Here is a 17,547-nt window from a genome sequence, read left to right as displayed (position 1 = left end):
GGTGCGGGGAAATCGTGAGCCGACAGGCACTCTACGACGGTTGGACCCTGCGAGCGGCCCCCGGAGCGCGGGTGCCCGAGGAGTTCGTCGGCAGGTCCGTGCCGGCGACCGTGCCCGGTTGCGTGCACACCGACCTGCTCGACGCCGGGCTGATCGCAGACCCCTACCTCGACGACAACGAACGGGCGGTGGCCTGGATCGGGCGCACCGACTGGGTCTACCAGACCAGCTTCGTCCACCGGGCCGGCGACGACGACCGCGTCGACCTGGTCTGCGCCGGCCTGGACACCGTCGCCACGCTCACCCTCAACGGTGTCGAGGTCGGCCGCACCGCGAACATGCACCGCGGCTACCGGTTCGACGTCCGACCGCTGCTGCGCGACGGTGACAACGACCTGGTGGTCAGGTTCGACTCCGCGTACCGCTACGCCGAGGCGCAGCAGGAGCGGCTGGGCGACCGGCCGAACGCCTACCCGGAGCCGTTCCACTTCATCCGCAAGATGGCCTGCAACTTCGGCTGGGACTGGGGGCCGACACTGGTCACCGCCGGCATCTGGCAGGAGATCAGCCTGCACGCCTGGTCGACCGCAAGGCTGGCCACCGTCCGTCCACTCGTCGCCATGGACGGTCGTGACGGCCGGGTCGAGGTGCACGTCGAGGTCGAGCGGGTCGCGGACGTCCCGCTGACCGTCCGCGCCGCCGTGGCCGGCGTCCGCGCCGAGGTGGTCGTCCCGGCCGGGCAGCGCACGGCCGTGCTGACCCTCACCGTCCGCGAGCCCGCGCTGTGGTGGCCCCGGGGGTACGGCGACCAGGCGCGTCACCCGATCGAGGTGACCCTGCACGCACCGGACGACGACACCCTGGACACCTGGTCGCACCGGATCGGTTTCCGCTCGGTCCGCCTGGACACCACACCCGACGAGCACGGCACCCCGTTCTCGTTGTTCGTCAACGACACCCCCGTCTTCGTCCGCGGCGTCAACTGGATCCCGGACGACGCGTTCCCCACCCGGATCAGCCGGGGCCGGCTGGCCGAGCGGTTCGACCAGGCCGTCGCGGCGAACGTCAACCTGCTGCGGGTCTGGGGTGGCGGCCGGTACGAGTCGGCGGACTTCTACGACCTCGCCGACGAGCGCGGGCTCCTCGTCCAGCAGGACTTCCTCTTCGCCTGCGCCGCGTACCCGGAGGAGGAACCGTTCGGCACCGAGGTGGCCGCCGAGGCCGCCGAGCAGGTGACCCGGCTCGCGCCGTACCCGTCGCTGGTGCTCTGGACCGGCAACAACGAGAACATCTGGGGCTGGCACGACTGGGACTGGCAGCAGGACCTCGAAGGGCGTACCTGGGGGCGCGGCTACTACCTCGACGTGCTGCCCCGCATCGTCGGCGAGCTGGACCCGACCCGCCCGTACTGGCCGGGCAGCCCCTGGTCGGGCAGCGAGGCCATCCACCCCAACGACCCGGCGCACGGCACCACCCACATCTGGGACGTGTGGAACACCGACGACTACACCAGGTACCGGGAGTACGTGCCGCGCTTCGTCGCCGAGTTCGGCTACCAGGCCCCACCGGCGTACGCCACGCTGCGCCGGGCGTTGAGCGACGAACCCCTGGCGCACGACTCACCGGGCATGGCACACCACCAGAAGGCGGCCGACGGCGACGCAAAGCTGCAACGCGGCCTCGACGCCCACCTGCCGCCGCCGGCGGACTTCGACGACTGGCACTACCTGACGCAGCTCAACCAGGCGCGCGCGATCCAACTCGGGGTGGAACACTTCCGCTCGCACCGGGGCGTGTGCTCCGGCACCATCGTCTGGCAGCTCAACGACTGCTGGCCGGTGACCTCCTGGTCGGCCGTCGACGGCGACGGCCGCCGCAAACCCCTGTGGTACGCGCTGCGCCACGCGTACGCCGACCGGCTCCTCACCGTGCAGCCCCGCGACGGCGGGCTGGCGCTGGTGGCCGTCAACGACGGCGGTACGCCCTGGCAGGCGTCGGCGTCGGTGACCCGGGTGACCCTCACCGGTGAGTCCCGGGCCAGGACGACGATGGCACTGGACGTCCCGGCGTACTCCTCGATCGTGTTGGCGCTGCCGGCGGACCTGGTCCGGCCGGACGAAGGTCGCCGTGAGTTGCTGGTCGCGGAGGCCGGTGACACCGCTGAGCGCGCCCTGTGGTTCTTCGCCGAGGACCGGGACGTGGACTGGCCGGCGGCGGCCTGGGACGCGACGGTCGAGCCGATCGAGGGTGGTCAGCGGGTCCGGGTCACCGCCCGCACGGTGCTGCGCGACCTGACGCTCTTCCCGGACCGGCTCGACCCGACGGCATCCGCTGACAAGGCCCTGGTCACCCTGTTGCCCGGCGAGTCGACCACCGTCACCGTGCGCGCCGACACCGCGCTGGACCCGGCAGCGTTGACCAGCCGCCCGGTGCTGCGCTGCGTCAACGACATCCGCCAACGCTAAGCCGACCCCCGCTTACGAGCAGGGGCTCATCGGGGGCCCCGGTCACTTCCCTGTTCGGACACGATCATCGCGGAGCGCGGCGATGATCCGGCCGACGGAAGTGGACGGATTGCCCTCCGGGGGCGGGTCAAGCCGATCAGCCCGTCGGCAGGCGTCCTCAATTCGGTCGCGGAAGTCGGCGAAGTCGAGCGCGGTCTTGTCCCAGGCAGGGTTGTGCTCGCGCAACAGGTCGCGGGCCCGCTTGGCGTTCTCCACGAACCTGGTGCAGTTGCTGTAGTGGAGCAGCAGCCACACCTCGAAGCAGGGATTGGACCAGGCCAGATTGACATCGGCGGCGGCAGCTTCGCGGGCTGCCGGCTCCGTGACGAATTCATCGACGTCGCAGACGGCCCATGCCTCGTCGAAGTCGTCGCGTTGGCGGCGTCGTGCTGCACCTCGTACGACGTTGACCGGCGAGCCGCGTTCTGCCACGACGACCACCCGTGGCCGTACCCACGCCTCCTGCTTGAGGCCGTTGAAGTAGGCCCGTTCCGTGGATTCACCGTTCGTGGCGATCAGAATGGTTGTCCGTTGTTCCCGGGTCGACGCGCGTCGACGCAGGTCTGTCTCCCGGCCCCGGCCGGACCGAGAGTCGAGGGTTTGCCGATTACCCTGTCGTGGCGTCATTCGGACCTCCACGGCTGGCAAGGGCCTGTTCGAACAGGTCGGTGGACAGGGTGGGAACCGCGCCGTAGTTGCCGTTCAAGTAACGGCGCTGACGGTTCTCGCCTTCCTTGCGGGGCTTGAAATCGGTCAGCGGGTACAGCGAGGATGCACCCTCGTCGTCCTTCTCCACGAACCAGATCTCGTCGCGGCGCAGGATCTCCTCTCCGTCGAGGGTGCCGAGTAGGGCGGCGTCGTGGCTGGTGAAGATGAGTTGGCTGCCCAGAGGGTTCGCCTGCGGGCTACGGAACAGGCTGACGAGCTTCGCGGTGAGGACCGGATGCAGGCTGGCGTCGATCTCGTCGATCAGCATCGTGGCGCCGGTCCGCAGCATCGTTGCGGCGTGCAGGCCCAGGGTCAGTAGTCGCCGTGTGCCGGTCGACTGGTTCTGTAGGTCGAGTAGCGCGAGACCGTGCGGTCCCTGATGCGCGAACAGGATGACGGGTGGACGCCGGCTTCCTGCCATGGCCTTTTTCACCCGGGCCCTCATGCCCTGGACCGACGATTCGGCCCAGGCGGAATGGTCGTCGGCTGGATCCGAGAGAACGACGACGTCGACGATCCCGACATCGGCGGCCTGCAGCAGGTCTACAGCGAGCCGGCGTACCTCGTCGGCGTCCGATTGACCGATGCGGATGAGGGTGGACAGCCCAGGGGTGGGGTCAGTGCCTTGGCCCATCAGGTAGAACCACCGGTAGGTGTCATGCAGCGGCTGCGGATCTGCCGGGTCCGACTGGGGGCGGCTGTGACCAAAGCGGGCGACCGTGCTGAGGAAAAGCGCTGTCGGAGCGGTGATGCCGGCGATCTGCTCCAGGTCGTTACGTCGGCCCGTCTCCTCGCCCCAGGAGAAGGTGTCGCCGTCTCGCTCGAACACGCGCCGCCTGCGCCCGACCGGATAGTGGTAGAGCCATTCCTCCAGCACCTGTTCGTCATCGATCGTGAAGCCGTAGGTGTGCCGGACGCCGCCGAGCAGAAGGTCGACGACATAGCGCGACGGCTGGCTGGCGAATTCCGGATCCAACCCGAACGGCTCTCGGTGCAGACCTAGACCAGGCTCGACCGCGCGGTCGGATTCCACGACGGTCTGCCGCATGAACGCCAACGCGCCGAGGCAGTTTGACTTGCCAGAGGCGTTGGCCCCGAAGATGCCGACGACCTGGACCGCCTGTGGGGCCGGCTCGTCGGCCGGGGCCCCGTCCCCGTAGACGGGCGTCAGGTTGAGCTGGTGCTCGTCGCGGAACGATCGGTGATTGGCGAAGCGGAAACTTAGCAACATTGGCCGTGTGCCCCTATTTCGTGGGGTGTTACAAGCGCATCCCTGCGAGTAAACCACGGGAAGGCGACGCAACGCCCGATGCGGACCAGTGCTGCCTCGGCGGGTTTCCCCGGCACCGCCCTCGATTGAAGATTTCTTCAAGTGCTAAAGTCTTCGCATCGATTGGGAGAGGTGTTCATGTCGGTCCCGCTGTACCAGGCGAAGGCGGAACTCTTCCGCACCCTCGGGCACCCGGTGCGCATCCGGGTGCTCGAACTGCTCCAGGACGGCCCGAAGCCGGTACGTGACCTGCTCGCCGTCATCGAGGTCGAGGCCTCCAACCTCTCCCAGCAACTCGCGGTGCTGCGCCGCGCCGGGATGGTCACCTCACACCGCGACGGCCCTCTCGTCATGTACGCGTTGAGCACCCCGGACGTGGCCGACCTGCTGGCCGCCGGGCGGCGGATCCTCGGAGCGGTCCTCACCGACCGGGACGGCCTCCTCGACGAGCTGCGCGCCACCCGCACGGACAGATGAGCGGCGTCATCCTCATCGCCCGCGAGCGGCTTCTCGGGCTGCTGCCCGGTCGGGCGGACTGGGCGGCGGTCCACCGCTCACCGCGCCGGGACCTGCTGGCCGGGCTCACCGTGGCAGTGGTGGCGCTGCCGCTGGCCCTGGCGTTCGGCGTCACCTCCGGGCTCGGCGCCCAGGCCGGGTTGATCACCGCCGTGGTCGCCGGCGCGGTGGCCGCCGTCTTCGGCGGCTCCAACCTCCAGGTCTCCGGGCCGACCGGGGCGATGACCGTGGTGCTGGTGCCCGTGGTGCAGCAGTTCGGGGCCACCGGCGTGCTCATGGTCGGCGCGATGGCGGGCCTGGTGCTGATCGCGCTCGCCGTGGCCCGCCTGGGCCGCTTCGTCCGCTACCTGCCCACCCCGGTGCTGGAGGGTTTCACCGCCGGCATCGCCGTGGTCATCGCGCTGCAACAGGTGCCCGCCGCACTCGGCGTCGCTGACGCGCACGGGGAGAAGGTCTGGGCCGTCGCCTTCGACGCGGTCGCCCGTTTCGTCGCACACCCGCGGCCGGCCGCGCTCGCGGTGGCCCTCGCCGTCGCGGCGCTGATGCTGCTGGGTGCCCGGTGGCGACCCGGCCTGCCGTTCTCCCTGCTCGGCGTGGGGGCCGCGACCGTCCTGGCCGAGGTCATCCCGGTCGATCTGGCCCGGATCGGCGCGCTGCCGCAGGGCCTGCCGGCGCCCTCGCTCGGCTTCCTCGACCTCGACGCGCTGGGCGTGCTGCTGCCCAGCGCTCTCGCCGTCGCCGCGCTCGCAGCCCTGGAGAGCCTGCTCTCCGCCACCGTCGCCGACGGCATGACCGTCGGTGAACGGCATGACCCCGACCGGGAGTTGTTCGGTCAAGGGTTGGCCAACCTCGCCGCCCCCCTCTTCGGCGGCATCCCGGCGACCGCCGCCATCGCCCGGACAGCGGTCAACGTCCGCGCCGGGGCGGCCTCGAAGCTGGCGGCCCTCACCCACGCCGTCGCCCTCGCGGCGATCGTGCTGGCCGCCGCGCCGTTGGTCGGCCGGATCCCGCTCGCCGCCCTGGCCGGCGTGCTGCTGGCCACCACCGTCCGCATGGTGGAGGCGGCCTCGCTGTGGGCGCTCGCCCGGGCCACCCGGGGCGATGCGGTGGTGCTGGTGCTAACCTTCGCTGTCACCGTGATCTGGGATCTCGTCACCGCCGTCGCGGTCGGCGTCGGCGTCGCCGTGGTGCTCGCCCTGCGCGCGGTGGCCCGCAGCGCCCGGCTGGAACAGGTGCCCCTCGACCCCGGGGACCACAGCGCCGAGGAGTACGCGCTGCTCACCGAACACATCGTCGCGTACCGGCTGGACGGGCCGCTCTTCTTCGCTGCGGCCCACACCTTCCTCCTCGAACTCTCCGAGGTCACCGACGTCCGTGTCGTCATCCTGCGAATGTCCCGGGTGACCACGATGGACGCCACCGGCGCGCACGTCCTCGGCGACGCGATCGGACGGCTGCGCGGACGCGGGATCACCGTCCTGCTCTCCGGTATCACCCCGGCCCACGACCAGGTGCTCGCCACCCTCGGAGTCGCCGACGACCTACGCCGCGAGGAACTGGTCTTCCCGGACACCCCGGCCGCGATCCGGTACGCCCGTGGGACCGCGCTTCCCGTGGCGGGCAGCCCGTCTGACCGGCCGTAGCGGTCGGGAGGTGCGTGACCGGGGCGGGTGCGGGTGGGGCAGTGGACCCGCTAGGGCACTATCTACCCCGTCATGATCGCTGCTCGACAACGCGGCTGACAGACGAGGCGACGACAGACGTCGAGCCCAGGCGGCACCGGGGGAGCAAATGATCACTGAACATGTCCGGGACGCGGCGGCGACGGCGTTCGTCTTCGGCTTCTTCGCCACCAGCTGGTTCGGTTGGGCGCAGGAGGCGCCCCCGAAGCGGTTGCGGCCGGTGCTCATCGCCGGGTCGGTTCTTGCCCTGATCACGGCGGCCGCCGGGGCTCTGTTCGCCTGGCGTCACTGGTCGGACGGTACGGCATTCGACGCCGACACCAGCCCTGTCTTCGGCATCGTCGTCGGCATCGAGTTCGGCGCCGCCGCGGTCGGTGCCGGGCTGCTCGCTCTGCTGCGGCGTACTGAGCTGACCGCCCCCTGGATCGCCTTCGTCGTGGGCGTGCACCTCTTCCCGGTTGCGGCGTTGATCGACTACCCGTTGGTTCACCTGGTAGCCGTGCTCGTCACCGTGGTGGCGGTCGCGTCGGTGCCGGTGGCTCGGGCCCGCGCCGTGGCGGTGAGCGCGGTGGTCGGGCTCGGCACCGGCGCGGTGCTCCTGGTCGCCGCGGTGTCCTCGCTGCTCATCGCCCTGTTGGCCTACTGAGGCAGGTCGCCGTCCCACACCAGGCTGCCACCTCGTGCTGTCCGGCGAGTCGATCAACCGCGCTTTCCGGTATCGGACGATGAACTGTCCCGACAGGACATTGCTGTCGCTTTCCGGATAGCAGGGACCTCGTCGGCCGGGCGGGGCCGGTTCAATGACAGGCATGCGGGGGATCAGTGGCACGGCGGCGGCGAAGGCACTCATCCTGGCGGCTGTTCCCGTCGGTGCCGTCGGTTTCTTCGTCACGGACGGGTGGGCGATCGGCGCGATCGTCGCGAACCTCGTTCTGCTCGGCGCCGGGGGTGGCCTCTGGTGGGGGAACCGCTGGACGCGCCTGTTCCCGACCGGCTACTACCGCGGCCCCGAGGCCGAGGAGGATCCGGACGAGGCCGGTACCGACTTCGCGGACCCGGGGTCGACGGTATTCGCGTCGCGTCGGGTTCGTCGGCATCAGCTGACTTTGTCGACGACGAGCCGGCTTCGCCGCTCCGTGTTGCGGCGTTCCTTCAGTGGCGAAGACGCCGGTCGTGTCAAGGACCTGACGATGGTGGCGAACACCCTGACCGAGATCCAGGGCGGGCTCCAGTCGGCGCAGCGAAAGGCCAGGCGGGAACAGCTGTGGTGGCTGGTCGCCGGGCTGGCGGCGTCCATCCCGATCGGCGTCGCCATCAACCTCGCCACCGGGTGACCGGGGTAACCCGACTGACCGACTCCACCACGGCACGAGCGGTGGCCACGGGGGAACCGGTAACGGCCCTCCCGGGACCACCGCTCGTCAGCAGCAGTAGGCGGTCAGGCGCGGGCGGCGGCGAGCACCTGGCCGACCAGGGCGCCGGAGGTGCCGGAGCGCTCGTACTCGGGACGGTTGAGGCTGCCGCCCATCAGCGGGGCCGGGTTGCGGTGCACGGCCGGGCTGTCCGAGCTGACCAGGGCCGCGAAGTGGTACTCGTCGGCGCCGGTCGCCTCGACGATCCGGGCGATGTTGCGCGGGGTGATGCCACCGCCGGGCATGATGACGATCCGGCCGGCGGCCCGGCGCACCAGCTCGGCGATGAGCGGAGCACCCTCCAGCACGCTGACCTCCTGACCCGAGGTGAGTACCCGGTGTACGCCCAGCTCGATCAGCTGCTCCAGCGCCGCGTACGGGTCGCGGGTCATGTCGAACGCCCGGTGGAAGGTGATGCTGGCGTCGCCCGCGGCGGCGATCAGCCGGCGGGTGGTCGGCACGTCGACGTCGCCCTCGGCGGTCAGCGCGCCGATCACGATGCCGTGCGCGCCGGCCGCCACCGCGGCCCGGACGTCCCGCTCCATCGCCTCGATCTCGAACGGCGAGTAGATGAAGTCGCCGGCTCGGGGACGGACGATCACGTGTACCCGGATCCGGCTGACCGCGCGCAGGGCCGTTTCGATGGTGCCCAGGCTGGGGGTCAGCCCGCCGTCGAAGAGCGCGGAGCACAGCTCCACCCGGTCGGCGCCGGCCTCCTCGGCGGCGACCGCTCCCTCGACGCTGTCGATGCAGATCTCGAATGTGTTCATGATTCTTCCTTTTCCGTGCGAGGCGGTGGCGCTTCGGTACGAGACGGTGCCGTGGTTCAGTCGATGACGGCCGTGAGTGCGCCGACCGGTACGCCGCCGCCGAGCACCGGCACCTGGCGCAGCGCGTCGGCCCCACCCACCGGTACGCCCACGGCGTCGAGGGCGGCGAGGGCGATGGCGGTGGTGGCTCGGGGCGAACCGTCGATCGCCTTCACCGCCACCGCGTGACCGTCCGGTGCGGCCACCGCGAGCACGCCCTCGGCTCCGCCCTTGGCGAGGACGCCGGGCAGCGCCCTCATCAGGTCGGTGTTCGGGTGCCCGTGCCAGCCGCCGACGTACTCCGGGTGTTGGCGCATGGCCTGCGCGACGAGTGCCTCGTCGCTGCCGGCGGGCGCGGTGACCAGCGCCTGGAACGTGCGGGCCAGGCCGGTCAGCGGCAGGCCGAACAGCGGTGCGCCGCAGCCGTCGACCGCGTGGTGTGCGATCGGCGTGCCGGCCAGCCGGGCGACGGTCGCGGCGGTTTCCCGCTGCACCGGGTGCTCCGGGTCGAGGTAGTCGGCTGTGGTCCAGGACCGGGCCACGCAGGCGACAAGCATCGCGGCGTGCTTGCCGGAGCAGTTCATCCGGATCCGGTCGCGTTGTCCGCCGGCGCGGATCAGCCGGTCCCGGGTCAATTCGTCCTCCGGCCAGTCCTCCGGGCAGCCGAGCGCGTCCTCACCCAGGCCGGCCCCGGCCAGCATCGCCCGAACCACCTCGACGTGCCGGTCGTCACCGGTGTGGCTGCCGGCGGCGAGGGCCAGCGCCGGGCCGGTCAGCTCATCGCCCGCCGCGATCCGGCAGGCCAGTGCCTGCACCGGCTTGAGGGTGGAGCGGGGGAGCACCGGCTCGTCGGGTACGCCGGCGGCGAGGGCGACCGTCCCGTCCGGGGCGAGCACCACGACGCTGCCGTAGTGCCGGCTCTCGACGAAGCCGTTGCGCACGACCCGGGCCAGTTCGGCGTAGCGGAAGTTGGTCACCGGGGAGTGTTCCCTTCGAGAAGCGGCGGGGGCAGCTCAGCCGTCCGCCGTCCGCGCCGGCCACCGAAGCGGCCGTTGCGGGCCTGGAGTACGCGGGCGAACTTCGACAGCGAGGCGTTGACCACCAGGTAGATCAGCGCCACCACCAGGAACGTCTGGATCAGCAGGTGGGTGTACGAGGCGAGCACCTGCCCGCTGTAGAGCAGTTCGGTGTAGCTGACCACGAAGCCGAGCGAGGTGTCCTTGAGTAGCCCGACCAGCTGGCTGACCAGGGACGGGGCGAGTTGCAGCAGCGCCTGCGGCAGGACCACCAGCGCCATGACCTGCCCACGGCGGAGCCCGACCGCGAGGCCGGCCTCGGTCTGCCCACGGTCCAGCGCCAGGATGCCGGACCGGAAGATCTCGGCGAAGGCCGCCGAGTTGGAGACCACCAGCGGGACCACGAGCTTCCAGAACAGCGGGAAGTTCAGCCCGTACTGCGGCAGGGCGAACAGCGTCACGTAGATCAGCAGCAGGGTCGGGACGGTCCGGAAGACCTCCACGTACGCGCCGGCCACCCAACGCAGCGGTCGGTGCGTCGACAGCCGGCCGAGCGCGAGGAGCAGTCCGAGCGCGGCGCTGAGCACGGCGGTGGAGGCGGCGGCGCGCAGTGTGGCCCACAGACCGTTGAGCAGGTACCGCCAGATGGGCCAGGTGGTGAACGGCTCCCACCGCTCGGCGGCCAGCTCGCCGTGGCTGGCGAACTGGTAGGCGGCCGCGACCAGGGCACCGGCCACGAGGATCGCCCCCAGCACGGTGGCGATCCGGATCCGCCGTTGGGCGCGGGGGCCGGGCTCGTCGAAGAGGATCTGTTGCGTCTTGTTCATCGGACGATCGCCAGCCTTCGTTCGAGCAGGCCGGTGACCTGACCGATGATCAGCGCCAGCAGCATGTAGGCGAGGCCCGCGCCGGTGAAGACGGCGATCGGTTGAGCCTCGACCAGGTTCACGTTGTTGGCCGCCTGGGTCAGCTCGACCACGCCGACGGCGGCGGCCAGTGAGGTGTTCATCAACAGCGCGATGCAGATGTTGCCGATCGGCTGGATCACCGCGCGGAGTCCCTGCGGCAGGATCACGTGCCGCAGGGACTGACCGAACGTGAGGCCGATGGCACGGGCTGCCTCGGCCTGGCCCACACCGACCGTGTTGATCCCGGCGCGGATCGCCTCGGCCAGGTACGCACCCTCGTACACCGCGATGACGATCACGGCGGAGGTGAACAGCGGGAACGTGATGCCGATGGTCGGCAGCGCGAACACGAACAGCACCAGGAGCGCCAGCAGTGGCAGGTTCTGGAACACCTCGACGTACGTGGTGCCGATGGCGCGCAGCAGCGGCACGGGGGCGATCCGCAGGGTGGCCACGATGATGCCGAGCAGCATCGCCCCGACGGTGGCCACGACGGTCAGTTCGACCGTCGTGACCAGGCCGTGGCCAAGCGCGCTCAGATGGGCGGTGAGGGCTTCCATCGGTACGAGAGGATGCTCAGGAGCCGTCGGCGGAACCGAGGGCGGGCGGGGTTGGCGCCCCACCCTCCACGACCGAGCCGAGGGTGCCCTCCCAGACCTTCGCCCACGTGCCGTCGGCCTGGATCTTCTTCAGCCAGTTGTTGACGAACTCCTTGAACTGCGTGTCCTCCCGGTTGAGGCCGATGCCGTACGCCTCGGTGGTGAACGGCTCGCCCACCACCTTCATCCCCGGGTTGGCCTTGGCGCCCGAGGCGAGCAGCGTGAAGTCCTGCACGTACGCGTCGCCGCGCTTCTGCAGCAGCGCCTGCAACGCCTGCGGGTCGGTGCCGAAGGCGATCTGCTTCGAGCCGGGAGCGGCGGAGGGCAGCGCGGTGACGGCGGGGGTGTTCGCCCCGACGATCACGGTCTTGCCGGCGAGGTCCTTGACGCTCTTGATCGAGGTGTCGTCCTTGCGGACCCCGACCGCGAGACCCGAGGTGAGGTACGGCCCGGCGAAGGCGACCTGGGTGGCCCGCTGCGGGGTGATCGTGTACGTCTGGAAGACCGCGTCCACCGACTTGGCCTGGAGCATGGCCTCCCGGGTCTGGGTGCCGATGGTCGTCGTCTTCACCTCGGGCTTGCCGATGATGTACTTCGCCAACAGCTTCGCCATGTCGGCGTCGAAGCCCTCGATGGTGCCGCTGACCGGGTTCTGCTGGGCGAGCAGCGGCGCGTCCAGGGAACCGCCGATGTTCAGGTAGCCGCGCTTGCGGATCGCGTCCATGGTCGAGCCGGCGGGGATGTCCGCGTCGGTGGCGACCGGGGCGGCGTCGTACACCGACTGGGCGACCACGCCGTCGCCACCGAGGCCGGCGTCGCCGGGCAGCGTCGGTGCGCTGCTGCCGCTGTCGCCGCCGCAGCCTGTCGCGGCGAGGGCCACCGCGACGGCGGTGGCGGTGAGGGCGAGCGAGCGCCGCCGGGTGAAGCTCTTCTTGAGGATTGACATGACACCCTCCCGTTGGGGGCTAGTGCTGGAGGATCTTGGAAAGGAAGTCGCGGGCCCGCTCGGTGCGCGGAGCTGCGAAGAAGTCGTCGGGGGCGCCGGATTCGACGATGCGGCCGTCGTCCATGAAGACGACCCGGTCGGCGGCGCGGCGGGCGAAGCCCATCTCGTGGGTGACCACGATCATGGTCATCCCCTCGGCGGCGAGGGAGATCATCACGTCGAGCACCTCGTTGACCATCTCCGGGTCGAGGGCCGAGGTCGGCTCGTCGAAGAGCAGCACCTTCGGTTGCATTGCCAGCGCGCGGGCGATCGCCGCTCGCTGCTGCTGCCCGCCGGAGAGTTGGGCCGGGTGGTGGTTGGCCTTGTCGGCGATACCGACGCGTTCCAGCAGGGTCATCGCCTGCCGGCGTGCCTCGGGCCGGGCGACCCTGCGGACCCGGGTGGGGCCGAGGGTGATGTTGTCCAGCACCGTCTTGTGGCCGAAGAGGTTGAAGGACTGGAAGACCATGCCGACGTCGGCGCGCAGCCGGGCCAGCGCGCGACCCTCGGCCGGCAGCGGCTCACCGTCGATCTCGATGCTGCCCTGCCCGGCTGTCTCCAGCCGGTTGAGGCAACGGCACAGGGTCGACTTGCCGGAGCCGGACGGCCCCACCACGACGACCACCTCGCCGGCGGCCACCGTGAGGTCGATGTCCTTGAGCACGTGCAGCGGGCCGAACCACTTGTGCAGGCCGCGTACCGACACCATCGGTCGGTCCGCACCCGTCGTCCCCGGTGCCACCAGACGGCCCCACTTTCTTCGATGACCGAATCAAGTCGGCTTCATATCGAACCAACAGCGCCATCTAAAGGTAGCCAAGAAACTAAGTCAACCAGTTGCTTGAACAAACTCCGGATGCTAAGAACCTGACGTGACGATTGACGACGCGCCACGTGATGCCCTCCGGGGCGGCCCTCGGGAGCTGTTGCGCTGGGTGGCCACCGGAGCGGCCGTCAGTCGTGCCGACCTGTCCCGGCTCTCCGGGCTGTCTCCGTCGACGGTTTCCCAGCGGGTCGAGGCGTTGATCAACCAGGGGTTGCTGGAGGAGGCCGGCGCAGGACGGTCCCGAGGTGGACGACGACCACGCCAGCTCGCGGTGCCCACCGGCGGCGCGGTCGTCGGCGCCATCGACCTCGGCGCGCATCACGCGCGCGTCGGCACCCTGGACCTGTCCGGGCGGGTGGTCCGGGGCCGTACCCTGCCGGTCCGCATCGAGGACGGCCCGGAGCAGGTGCTCGGCGCGCTGCTGGCCGAGGTCGCGGCGTTGGCCGCCGCGTCCGACGAGCCGCCGGCCGCCGGCCTCACCCCGTCGGCGACCGCGTCGACGGCGGCGGACGGCGCCGCGGGTGTGCTGCGGGGCATCGGCATCGGCATTCCCGGCCCGGTGCAGCACGCCACCGGGCGGATCGTCAGCCCGTCGCGGATGCCCGGCTGGAACGGCTTCGACGTCGCCGCGTTCTGCGCCGGCCGGGTCGACGTGCCGATCATCGTGGACAACGACGCCAACCTGATGGCGCTCGGCGCGCACCGCACCGCACATTCCGAACTGGACCATGCCGTCTACATCAAGGCGGGCACCGGGATCGGCTCCGGCGTCATCTCCAGTGGACGCTTGCACCGGGGCGCGCAGGGATCGGCCGGCGACATCAGCCACTGCCGGGTGGTGGCCGATCCCGCGCCGCTGTGCAGTTGCGGTAACGCGGGTTGCCTGGAGGCGGTGGCCAGCGGCGCGGCCCTGGTCACCGCGCTCCGCGACCAGGGCGTACCAGTCTCCGACCTGACCGGTGTGATCCGCCTGATCGACGACGGCGACCGGCACGCCACTGCGCTCGCCCGGCAGGCCGGCCGGGCCATCGGCGAGATCCTGGCCGTCGTGGTCAACTTCTTCAACCCGCAGGTGGTCGCCATCGGTGGTCGGCTCGCGGACTGTGAGCCGCTGCTGGCCAGCATGCGGGCCACCCTCTACGAGCGGTGCCTCCCGCTGGCCACCCAGACCCTGCTCATCGAACGGGTTGCCGCCAGCCAGGACATCGGCATCACGGGCGCGGCCCACCTGGTGATCGACCACGTCGTAGCGGCCGCCTGATCTCGCCCCAGCTGGCGGGGTTAGTCACGTAAAGCGACCCACCTGAGCCCGATATGCCGGTAATTGACCTACCCTGATCCCAGCTCTGCGTAGATCGTCTTGACAGTTTCCTTACACCCAGTCACGTAGCCTCCCGGTGTTCCTCACTTACCCGTGATCGTTCCTGGAGGTTTTCACGTGCGGATCAGCGGACGGCTTCTCGTGCCGATCTCGTTGGCGTTGGTGTTGACGACCGCCGGATGTGGCACGTCCATGATGCCGTCCTCCGGGCAGGGCAACGCGCCACGCTCCGGTCAGACTGCGCCGCGCTCAGAACCGACCCCCGACGACACCCCGACCCCGGAGATCCCGAGCGACGAACAGATCCCCACCAGGGCCGCCGGCACCTTCACCACGGCCACCGGCACCGGTCGGGTGATCGGCGAGGGCAAGGAGCGGGTGCGCTACAGCGTCTCGGTGGAGAAGGGCATCGCCTGGGGTGACATCCCCGCCTGGAAGCCGGACCGGTTCGCCGCGAGCATCGAGCAGGTGCTGGCGGCGCCGAACGGGTGGGCCACCTCGGCACAGCACCCGGTCACCAACAAGGCCGTGAACCTGAGCCGGGCATCGTGGTCCTTCCAGCGGGTCAGCACCTCGAAGGCCGACGTCGACGTGCGGCTCGCGACACCGAGGACGGTGGACAAACTCTGCGGCGCCAGCGGCGTCGACACCGAGGGGGTCTACTCCTGCAAGTACGGCAAGACCATCATGATCAATCTGCGGCGTTGGCTCCAGGGGTCACCGGGATACCCGGTCACCATCGAGGAGTACCACGCCGGCGTGATCAATCACGAGTTCGGCCACTTCCTCGGCTTCGCCCACATGAAGTGCGGCGCTCTGGGCGAGCCAGGCCCGGTCATGATGACCCAGACGATCGACCTGGACGGGTGCCTGCCCAACGTCAGCCCGTTCGTCGGCAACGGCCGGTTCGTCAGCGGACCGTGGGCACCGTCCTGACGCGGTGATCCCCGCCCCGTTGTCACTTCTCCGATCTTGGACGGTTTCCGTCCTGTGCGAACGGAAACTGTCCAAGATCTCGACGGAGTCGACGATCGGATGCCCTCGGCTACTCCGGGACGCGGCGGTAGGCGCCGTCGCTGGCCGAGGTGGCCATCGAGGCGTACGCGCGCAGCGCCGCCGACACCGGGCGCTGCCGATCGGTCGGGGTGTACGGCTTGTCGCGCTTCTCCTCGGCCACCCGTCGCGCCTCCAGCTCCTCGGCGGGCACGTTCAGCTCGATCGACCGGCTCGGGATGTCGATGACGATCTCGTCGCCGTCGCGGACCAGGGCGATCATCCCGCCGGAGGCCGCCTCGGGCGAGACGTGCCCGATGGAGAGCCCGGAGGTGCCACCGGAGAAACGGCCGTCGGTGAGCAGCGCGCAGGAGCGACCCAGTCCGCGTCCCTTGAGGAACGAGGTGGGGTAGAGCATCTCCTGCATGCCGGGGCCGCCCTTGGGCCCCTCGTACCGGATCACCACGACGTCTCCGGCGACCACCTGCTTGGCGAGGATCGCGGTCACCGCGTCGTCCTGCGACTCGTAGACCTTCGCCGGGCCACGGAAGGTCAGGCAGTCGTCCGGCACGCCGGCGGTCTTCACCACGCTGCCCTCGGGTGCCAGGTTGCCGTGCAGGATGGCCAAGCCACCGTCGGCGGAGTACGCGTGCTCGCGGTCGCGGATGCAGCCGCCGGCCGCGTCGGTGTCCAGCGACGACCACCGGTTGGTGGTGGAGAACGGCTCGGTGGTGCGCACCCCACCGGGGGCGGCGTGGAACAGCTCGACCGCCGTCGGGGTGGGCGAGCCGCCGCGCACGTCCCAGTCGGTCAGCCACTGAGCGAGGGAGGGGGAGTGCACGGCGTGCACGTCCCGGTTGAGCTGCCCGGCCCGGTCCAGTTCGCCGAGGATCGCCGGGATGCCGCCGGCCCGGTGCACGTCTTCCATGTGGTAGTTCGGCGAGTTGGGCGCGACCTTGGCCAGGCACGGCACCCGCCGGGAGATCGCGTCGATGTCGGCGACGCCGAAGTCCATCTCCGCCTCGCGGGCGGCGGCGAGCAGGTGCAGCACCGTGTTGGTGGAGCCGCCCATCGCCACGTCCAGGGCGACGGCGTTCTCGAAGGCGGCCTTGGAGGCGACCGTGCGCGGCAGCACCGAGTCGTCGTCGCCGTCGTACCACCGCTTGGCGATATCCACGACGGTCCGGCCGGCCTCGACGAAGAGCGACCGGCGAGCGGCGTGGGTGGCCAGCGTCGAACCGTTGCCGGGCAGCGCGAGCCCGATCGCCTCGGTGAGGCAGTTCATCGAGTTGGCGGTGAACATGCCGGAGCAGGAGCCGCAGGTCGGGCAGGCGGAACGTTCGATTTCACCGAGCTGCTCGTCGGTGACCGCCTCGTTCGAGGAGGCGATCATCGCGTCGATCAGGTCGATCTTGCTGTGCACGACGCCCTCGATCGCCATCGTCTTGCCGGCCTCCATCGGGCCGCCGGAGACGAAGACGGTCGGGATGTTGAGCCGCAACGCGGCCAGCAGCATCCCGGGGGTGATCTTGTCGCAGTTGGAGATGCAGACCAGGGCGTCCGCGCAGTGCGCGTTGACCATGTATTCGACCGCGTCGGCGATCAGCTCACGGCTGGGCAGCGAGTAGAGCATGCCGCCGTGGCCCATCGCGATGCCGTCGTCGACCGCGATGGTGTTGAACTCCCGGCCCACTCCACCGGCCTCGGCGACCGCGTCGGCGACCAGGCCACCCATGTCCTTGAGGTGTACGTGACCAGGCACGAACTGGGTGAAACTGTTGGCGATGGCGACGATCGGCTTACCGAAATCGTCGTCGGTCATCCCGGTGGCCCGCCAGAGGGCCCGGGCGCCGGCCATCGTCCGACCGTGTGTGGAAGTCCTCGATCGCAGCTCAGGCATGCGTACCAGCATGACACCGTCGGCGCACCGGCCCACCCGGGTACTTGCCGTGTCCCAACAGATGCACACTCGACCCCCCATGACGTGCGCCCATCCGG

At 70.4% G+C, this 17,547-nt stretch carries 16 protein-coding genes; 7 read left to right on the top strand and 9 right to left on the bottom strand.

All coding sequences use genetic code 11. The features are described 5' to 3' along the window. Positions 1 to 14 precede the first annotated feature (14 nt). Positions 15 to 2,465, top strand: a complete 2,451-nt coding sequence (locus tag V6U86_RS22910; RefSeq protein WP_334506264.1) for a glycoside hydrolase family 2 protein — start codon at positions 15 to 17, stop codon at positions 2,463 to 2,465. A gap of 42 nt (positions 2,466 to 2,507) precedes the next feature. Here the strand turns inward: V6U86_RS22910 and V6U86_RS22905 are convergent, their stop codons facing one another. Beyond that, positions 2,508 to 3,131 carry an RloB family protein gene (locus V6U86_RS22905; RefSeq protein WP_334506262.1) on the bottom strand — a complete coding sequence of 208 codons (624 nt, stop codon included), beginning with the start codon at positions 3,129 to 3,131 and terminating at the stop codon, positions 2,508 to 2,510. Beyond that, on the bottom strand, positions 3,112 to 4,443 hold the full coding sequence (locus tag V6U86_RS22900; RefSeq protein ID WP_334506260.1) for an AAA family ATPase: 1,332 nt from the start codon (positions 4,441 to 4,443) through the stop codon (positions 3,112 to 3,114). The genes V6U86_RS22905 and V6U86_RS22900 overlap by 20 nt, the downstream gene beginning before the upstream one ends. 177 nt (positions 4,444 to 4,620) lie before the next feature. Between V6U86_RS22900 and V6U86_RS22895 the strand changes: the two genes are divergently transcribed. From V6U86_RS22895 to V6U86_RS22880, 4 genes are all read left to right on the top strand, one after another. Then, complete coding sequence (locus V6U86_RS22895; RefSeq protein WP_334506258.1) at positions 4,621 to 4,959, top strand: ArsR/SmtB family transcription factor; 339 nt, start codon at positions 4,621 to 4,623, stop codon at positions 4,957 to 4,959. Further along, positions 4,956 to 6,641, top strand: a complete 1,686-nt coding sequence (locus V6U86_RS22890; protein WP_334506256.1) for a SulP family inorganic anion transporter — start codon at positions 4,956 to 4,958, stop codon at positions 6,639 to 6,641. The genes V6U86_RS22895 and V6U86_RS22890 overlap by 4 nt, the downstream gene beginning before the upstream one ends. 148 nt (positions 6,642 to 6,789) lie before the next feature. After that, complete coding sequence (locus V6U86_RS22885; protein ID WP_334506254.1) at positions 6,790 to 7,326, top strand: hypothetical protein; 537 nt, start codon at positions 6,790 to 6,792, stop codon at positions 7,324 to 7,326. 163 nt (positions 7,327 to 7,489) lie between these two features. Further along, positions 7,490 to 8,014, top strand: coding sequence for a hypothetical protein (locus V6U86_RS22880; protein ID WP_334506252.1), 525 nt, complete (start codon positions 7,490 to 7,492; stop codon positions 8,012 to 8,014). Positions 8,015 to 8,118: 104 nt separating this feature from the next. On the opposite strand, the gene V6U86_RS22875 is transcribed toward V6U86_RS22880, so the two are convergent. Genes V6U86_RS22875 through V6U86_RS22850 form a run of 6 tightly spaced genes read right to left on the bottom strand, consistent with a single transcriptional unit; the run spans position 8,119 to position 13,118 of the window. Next, positions 8,119 to 8,862 (bottom strand): copper homeostasis protein CutC, encoded by a 744-nt coding sequence (locus tag V6U86_RS22875; RefSeq protein WP_334506250.1) that lies wholly within the window; start codon positions 8,860 to 8,862, stop codon positions 8,119 to 8,121. A 56-nt stretch (positions 8,863 to 8,918) separates the two neighbouring features. Continuing rightward, positions 8,919 to 9,878: an asparaginase gene (locus tag V6U86_RS22870; RefSeq protein WP_334506248.1), complete on the bottom strand. Its 960-nt coding sequence runs from the start codon at positions 9,876 to 9,878 to the stop codon at positions 8,919 to 8,921. Beyond that, positions 9,875 to 10,744 (bottom strand): amino acid ABC transporter permease, encoded by an 870-nt coding sequence (locus tag V6U86_RS22865; RefSeq protein WP_334506246.1) that lies wholly within the window; start codon positions 10,742 to 10,744, stop codon positions 9,875 to 9,877. Before V6U86_RS22865 ends, V6U86_RS22870 begins: the two co-directional genes overlap by 4 nt. Beyond that, entirely contained in the window at positions 10,741 to 11,385 is a 645-nt protein-coding gene (locus tag V6U86_RS22860; protein ID WP_334506244.1) for an amino acid ABC transporter permease, read from the bottom strand. The genes V6U86_RS22865 and V6U86_RS22860 overlap by 4 nt, the downstream gene beginning before the upstream one ends. 16 nt (positions 11,386 to 11,401) lie before the next feature. After that, a complete protein-coding gene (locus V6U86_RS22855) occupies positions 11,402 to 12,370 on the bottom strand; it encodes a glutamate ABC transporter substrate-binding protein (protein WP_334506242.1) in 969 nt (322 codons plus the stop codon). Positions 12,371 to 12,389: 19 nt separating this feature from the next. Further along, positions 12,390 to 13,118, bottom strand: a complete 729-nt coding sequence (locus V6U86_RS22850) for an amino acid ABC transporter ATP-binding protein (RefSeq protein ID WP_334506240.1) — start codon at positions 13,116 to 13,118, stop codon at positions 12,390 to 12,392. Positions 13,119 to 13,281: 163 nt separating this feature from the next. Between V6U86_RS22850 and V6U86_RS22845 the strand changes: the two genes are divergently transcribed. Together V6U86_RS22845 and V6U86_RS22840 are read left to right on the top strand one after the other, a co-directional pair. Beyond that, positions 13,282 to 14,496: an ROK family transcriptional regulator gene (locus tag V6U86_RS22845; RefSeq protein WP_334506238.1), complete on the top strand. Its 1,215-nt coding sequence runs from the start codon at positions 13,282 to 13,284 to the stop codon at positions 14,494 to 14,496. A 177-nt stretch (positions 14,497 to 14,673) separates the two neighbouring features. Continuing rightward, positions 14,674 to 15,492, top strand: coding sequence for a DUF3152 domain-containing protein (locus V6U86_RS22840; protein ID WP_334506236.1), 819 nt, complete (start codon positions 14,674 to 14,676; stop codon positions 15,490 to 15,492). A gap of 109 nt (positions 15,493 to 15,601) precedes the next feature. Here V6U86_RS22840 and ilvD read toward each other — a convergent pair whose 3' ends face one another. Continuing rightward, positions 15,602 to 17,449, bottom strand: a complete 1,848-nt coding sequence (ilvD, locus tag V6U86_RS22835) for a dihydroxy-acid dehydratase (RefSeq protein ID WP_334506234.1) — start codon at positions 17,447 to 17,449, stop codon at positions 15,602 to 15,604. Positions 17,450 to 17,547 lie beyond the last annotated feature (98 nt).

Source organism: Micromonospora sp. CPCC 205558, assembly GCF_036902955.1.
Classification (GTDB): domain Bacteria; phylum Actinomycetota; class Actinomycetes; order Mycobacteriales; family Micromonosporaceae; genus Micromonospora.
The sequence above is the reverse complement of the archived record's forward strand: the minus strand, read 5'-3'. Positions and strand labels throughout refer to the sequence as shown.

Excerpts from the sequence above, each read along its gene's own strand:
- V6U86_RS22905 (WP_334506262.1), bottom strand. The coding sequence starts at position 3,131 with ATGACGCCACGACAGGGTAATCGGCAAACCCTCGACTCTCGGTCCGGC.
- V6U86_RS22900 (WP_334506260.1), bottom strand. The coding sequence starts at position 4,443 with ATGTTGCTAAGTTTCCGCTTCGCCAATCACCGATCGTTCCGCGACGAG.
- V6U86_RS22895 (WP_334506258.1), top strand. The coding sequence starts at position 4,621 with ATGTCGGTCCCGCTGTACCAGGCGAAGGCGGAACTCTTCCGCACCCTC.
- V6U86_RS22890 (WP_334506256.1), top strand. The coding sequence starts at position 4,956 with ATGAGCGGCGTCATCCTCATCGCCCGCGAGCGGCTTCTCGGGCTGCTG.
- V6U86_RS22885 (WP_334506254.1), top strand. The coding sequence starts at position 6,790 with ATGATCACTGAACATGTCCGGGACGCGGCGGCGACGGCGTTCGTCTTC.
- V6U86_RS22880 (WP_334506252.1), top strand. The coding sequence starts at position 7,490 with ATGCGGGGGATCAGTGGCACGGCGGCGGCGAAGGCACTCATCCTGGCG.
- V6U86_RS22875 (WP_334506250.1), bottom strand. The coding sequence starts at position 8,862 with ATGAACACATTCGAGATCTGCATCGACAGCGTCGAGGGAGCGGTCGCC.
- V6U86_RS22865 (WP_334506246.1), bottom strand. The coding sequence starts at position 10,744 with ATGAACAAGACGCAACAGATCCTCTTCGACGAGCCCGGCCCCCGCGCC.
- V6U86_RS22860 (WP_334506244.1), bottom strand. The coding sequence starts at position 11,385 with ATGGAAGCCCTCACCGCCCATCTGAGCGCGCTTGGCCACGGCCTGGTC.
- V6U86_RS22855 (WP_334506242.1), bottom strand. The coding sequence starts at position 12,370 with ATGTCAATCCTCAAGAAGAGCTTCACCCGGCGGCGCTCGCTCGCCCTC.
- V6U86_RS22850 (WP_334506240.1), bottom strand. The coding sequence starts at position 13,118 with ATGGTGTCGGTACGCGGCCTGCACAAGTGGTTCGGCCCGCTGCACGTG.
- ilvD (WP_334506234.1), bottom strand. The coding sequence starts at position 17,449 with ATGCCTGAGCTGCGATCGAGGACTTCCACACACGGTCGGACGATGGCC.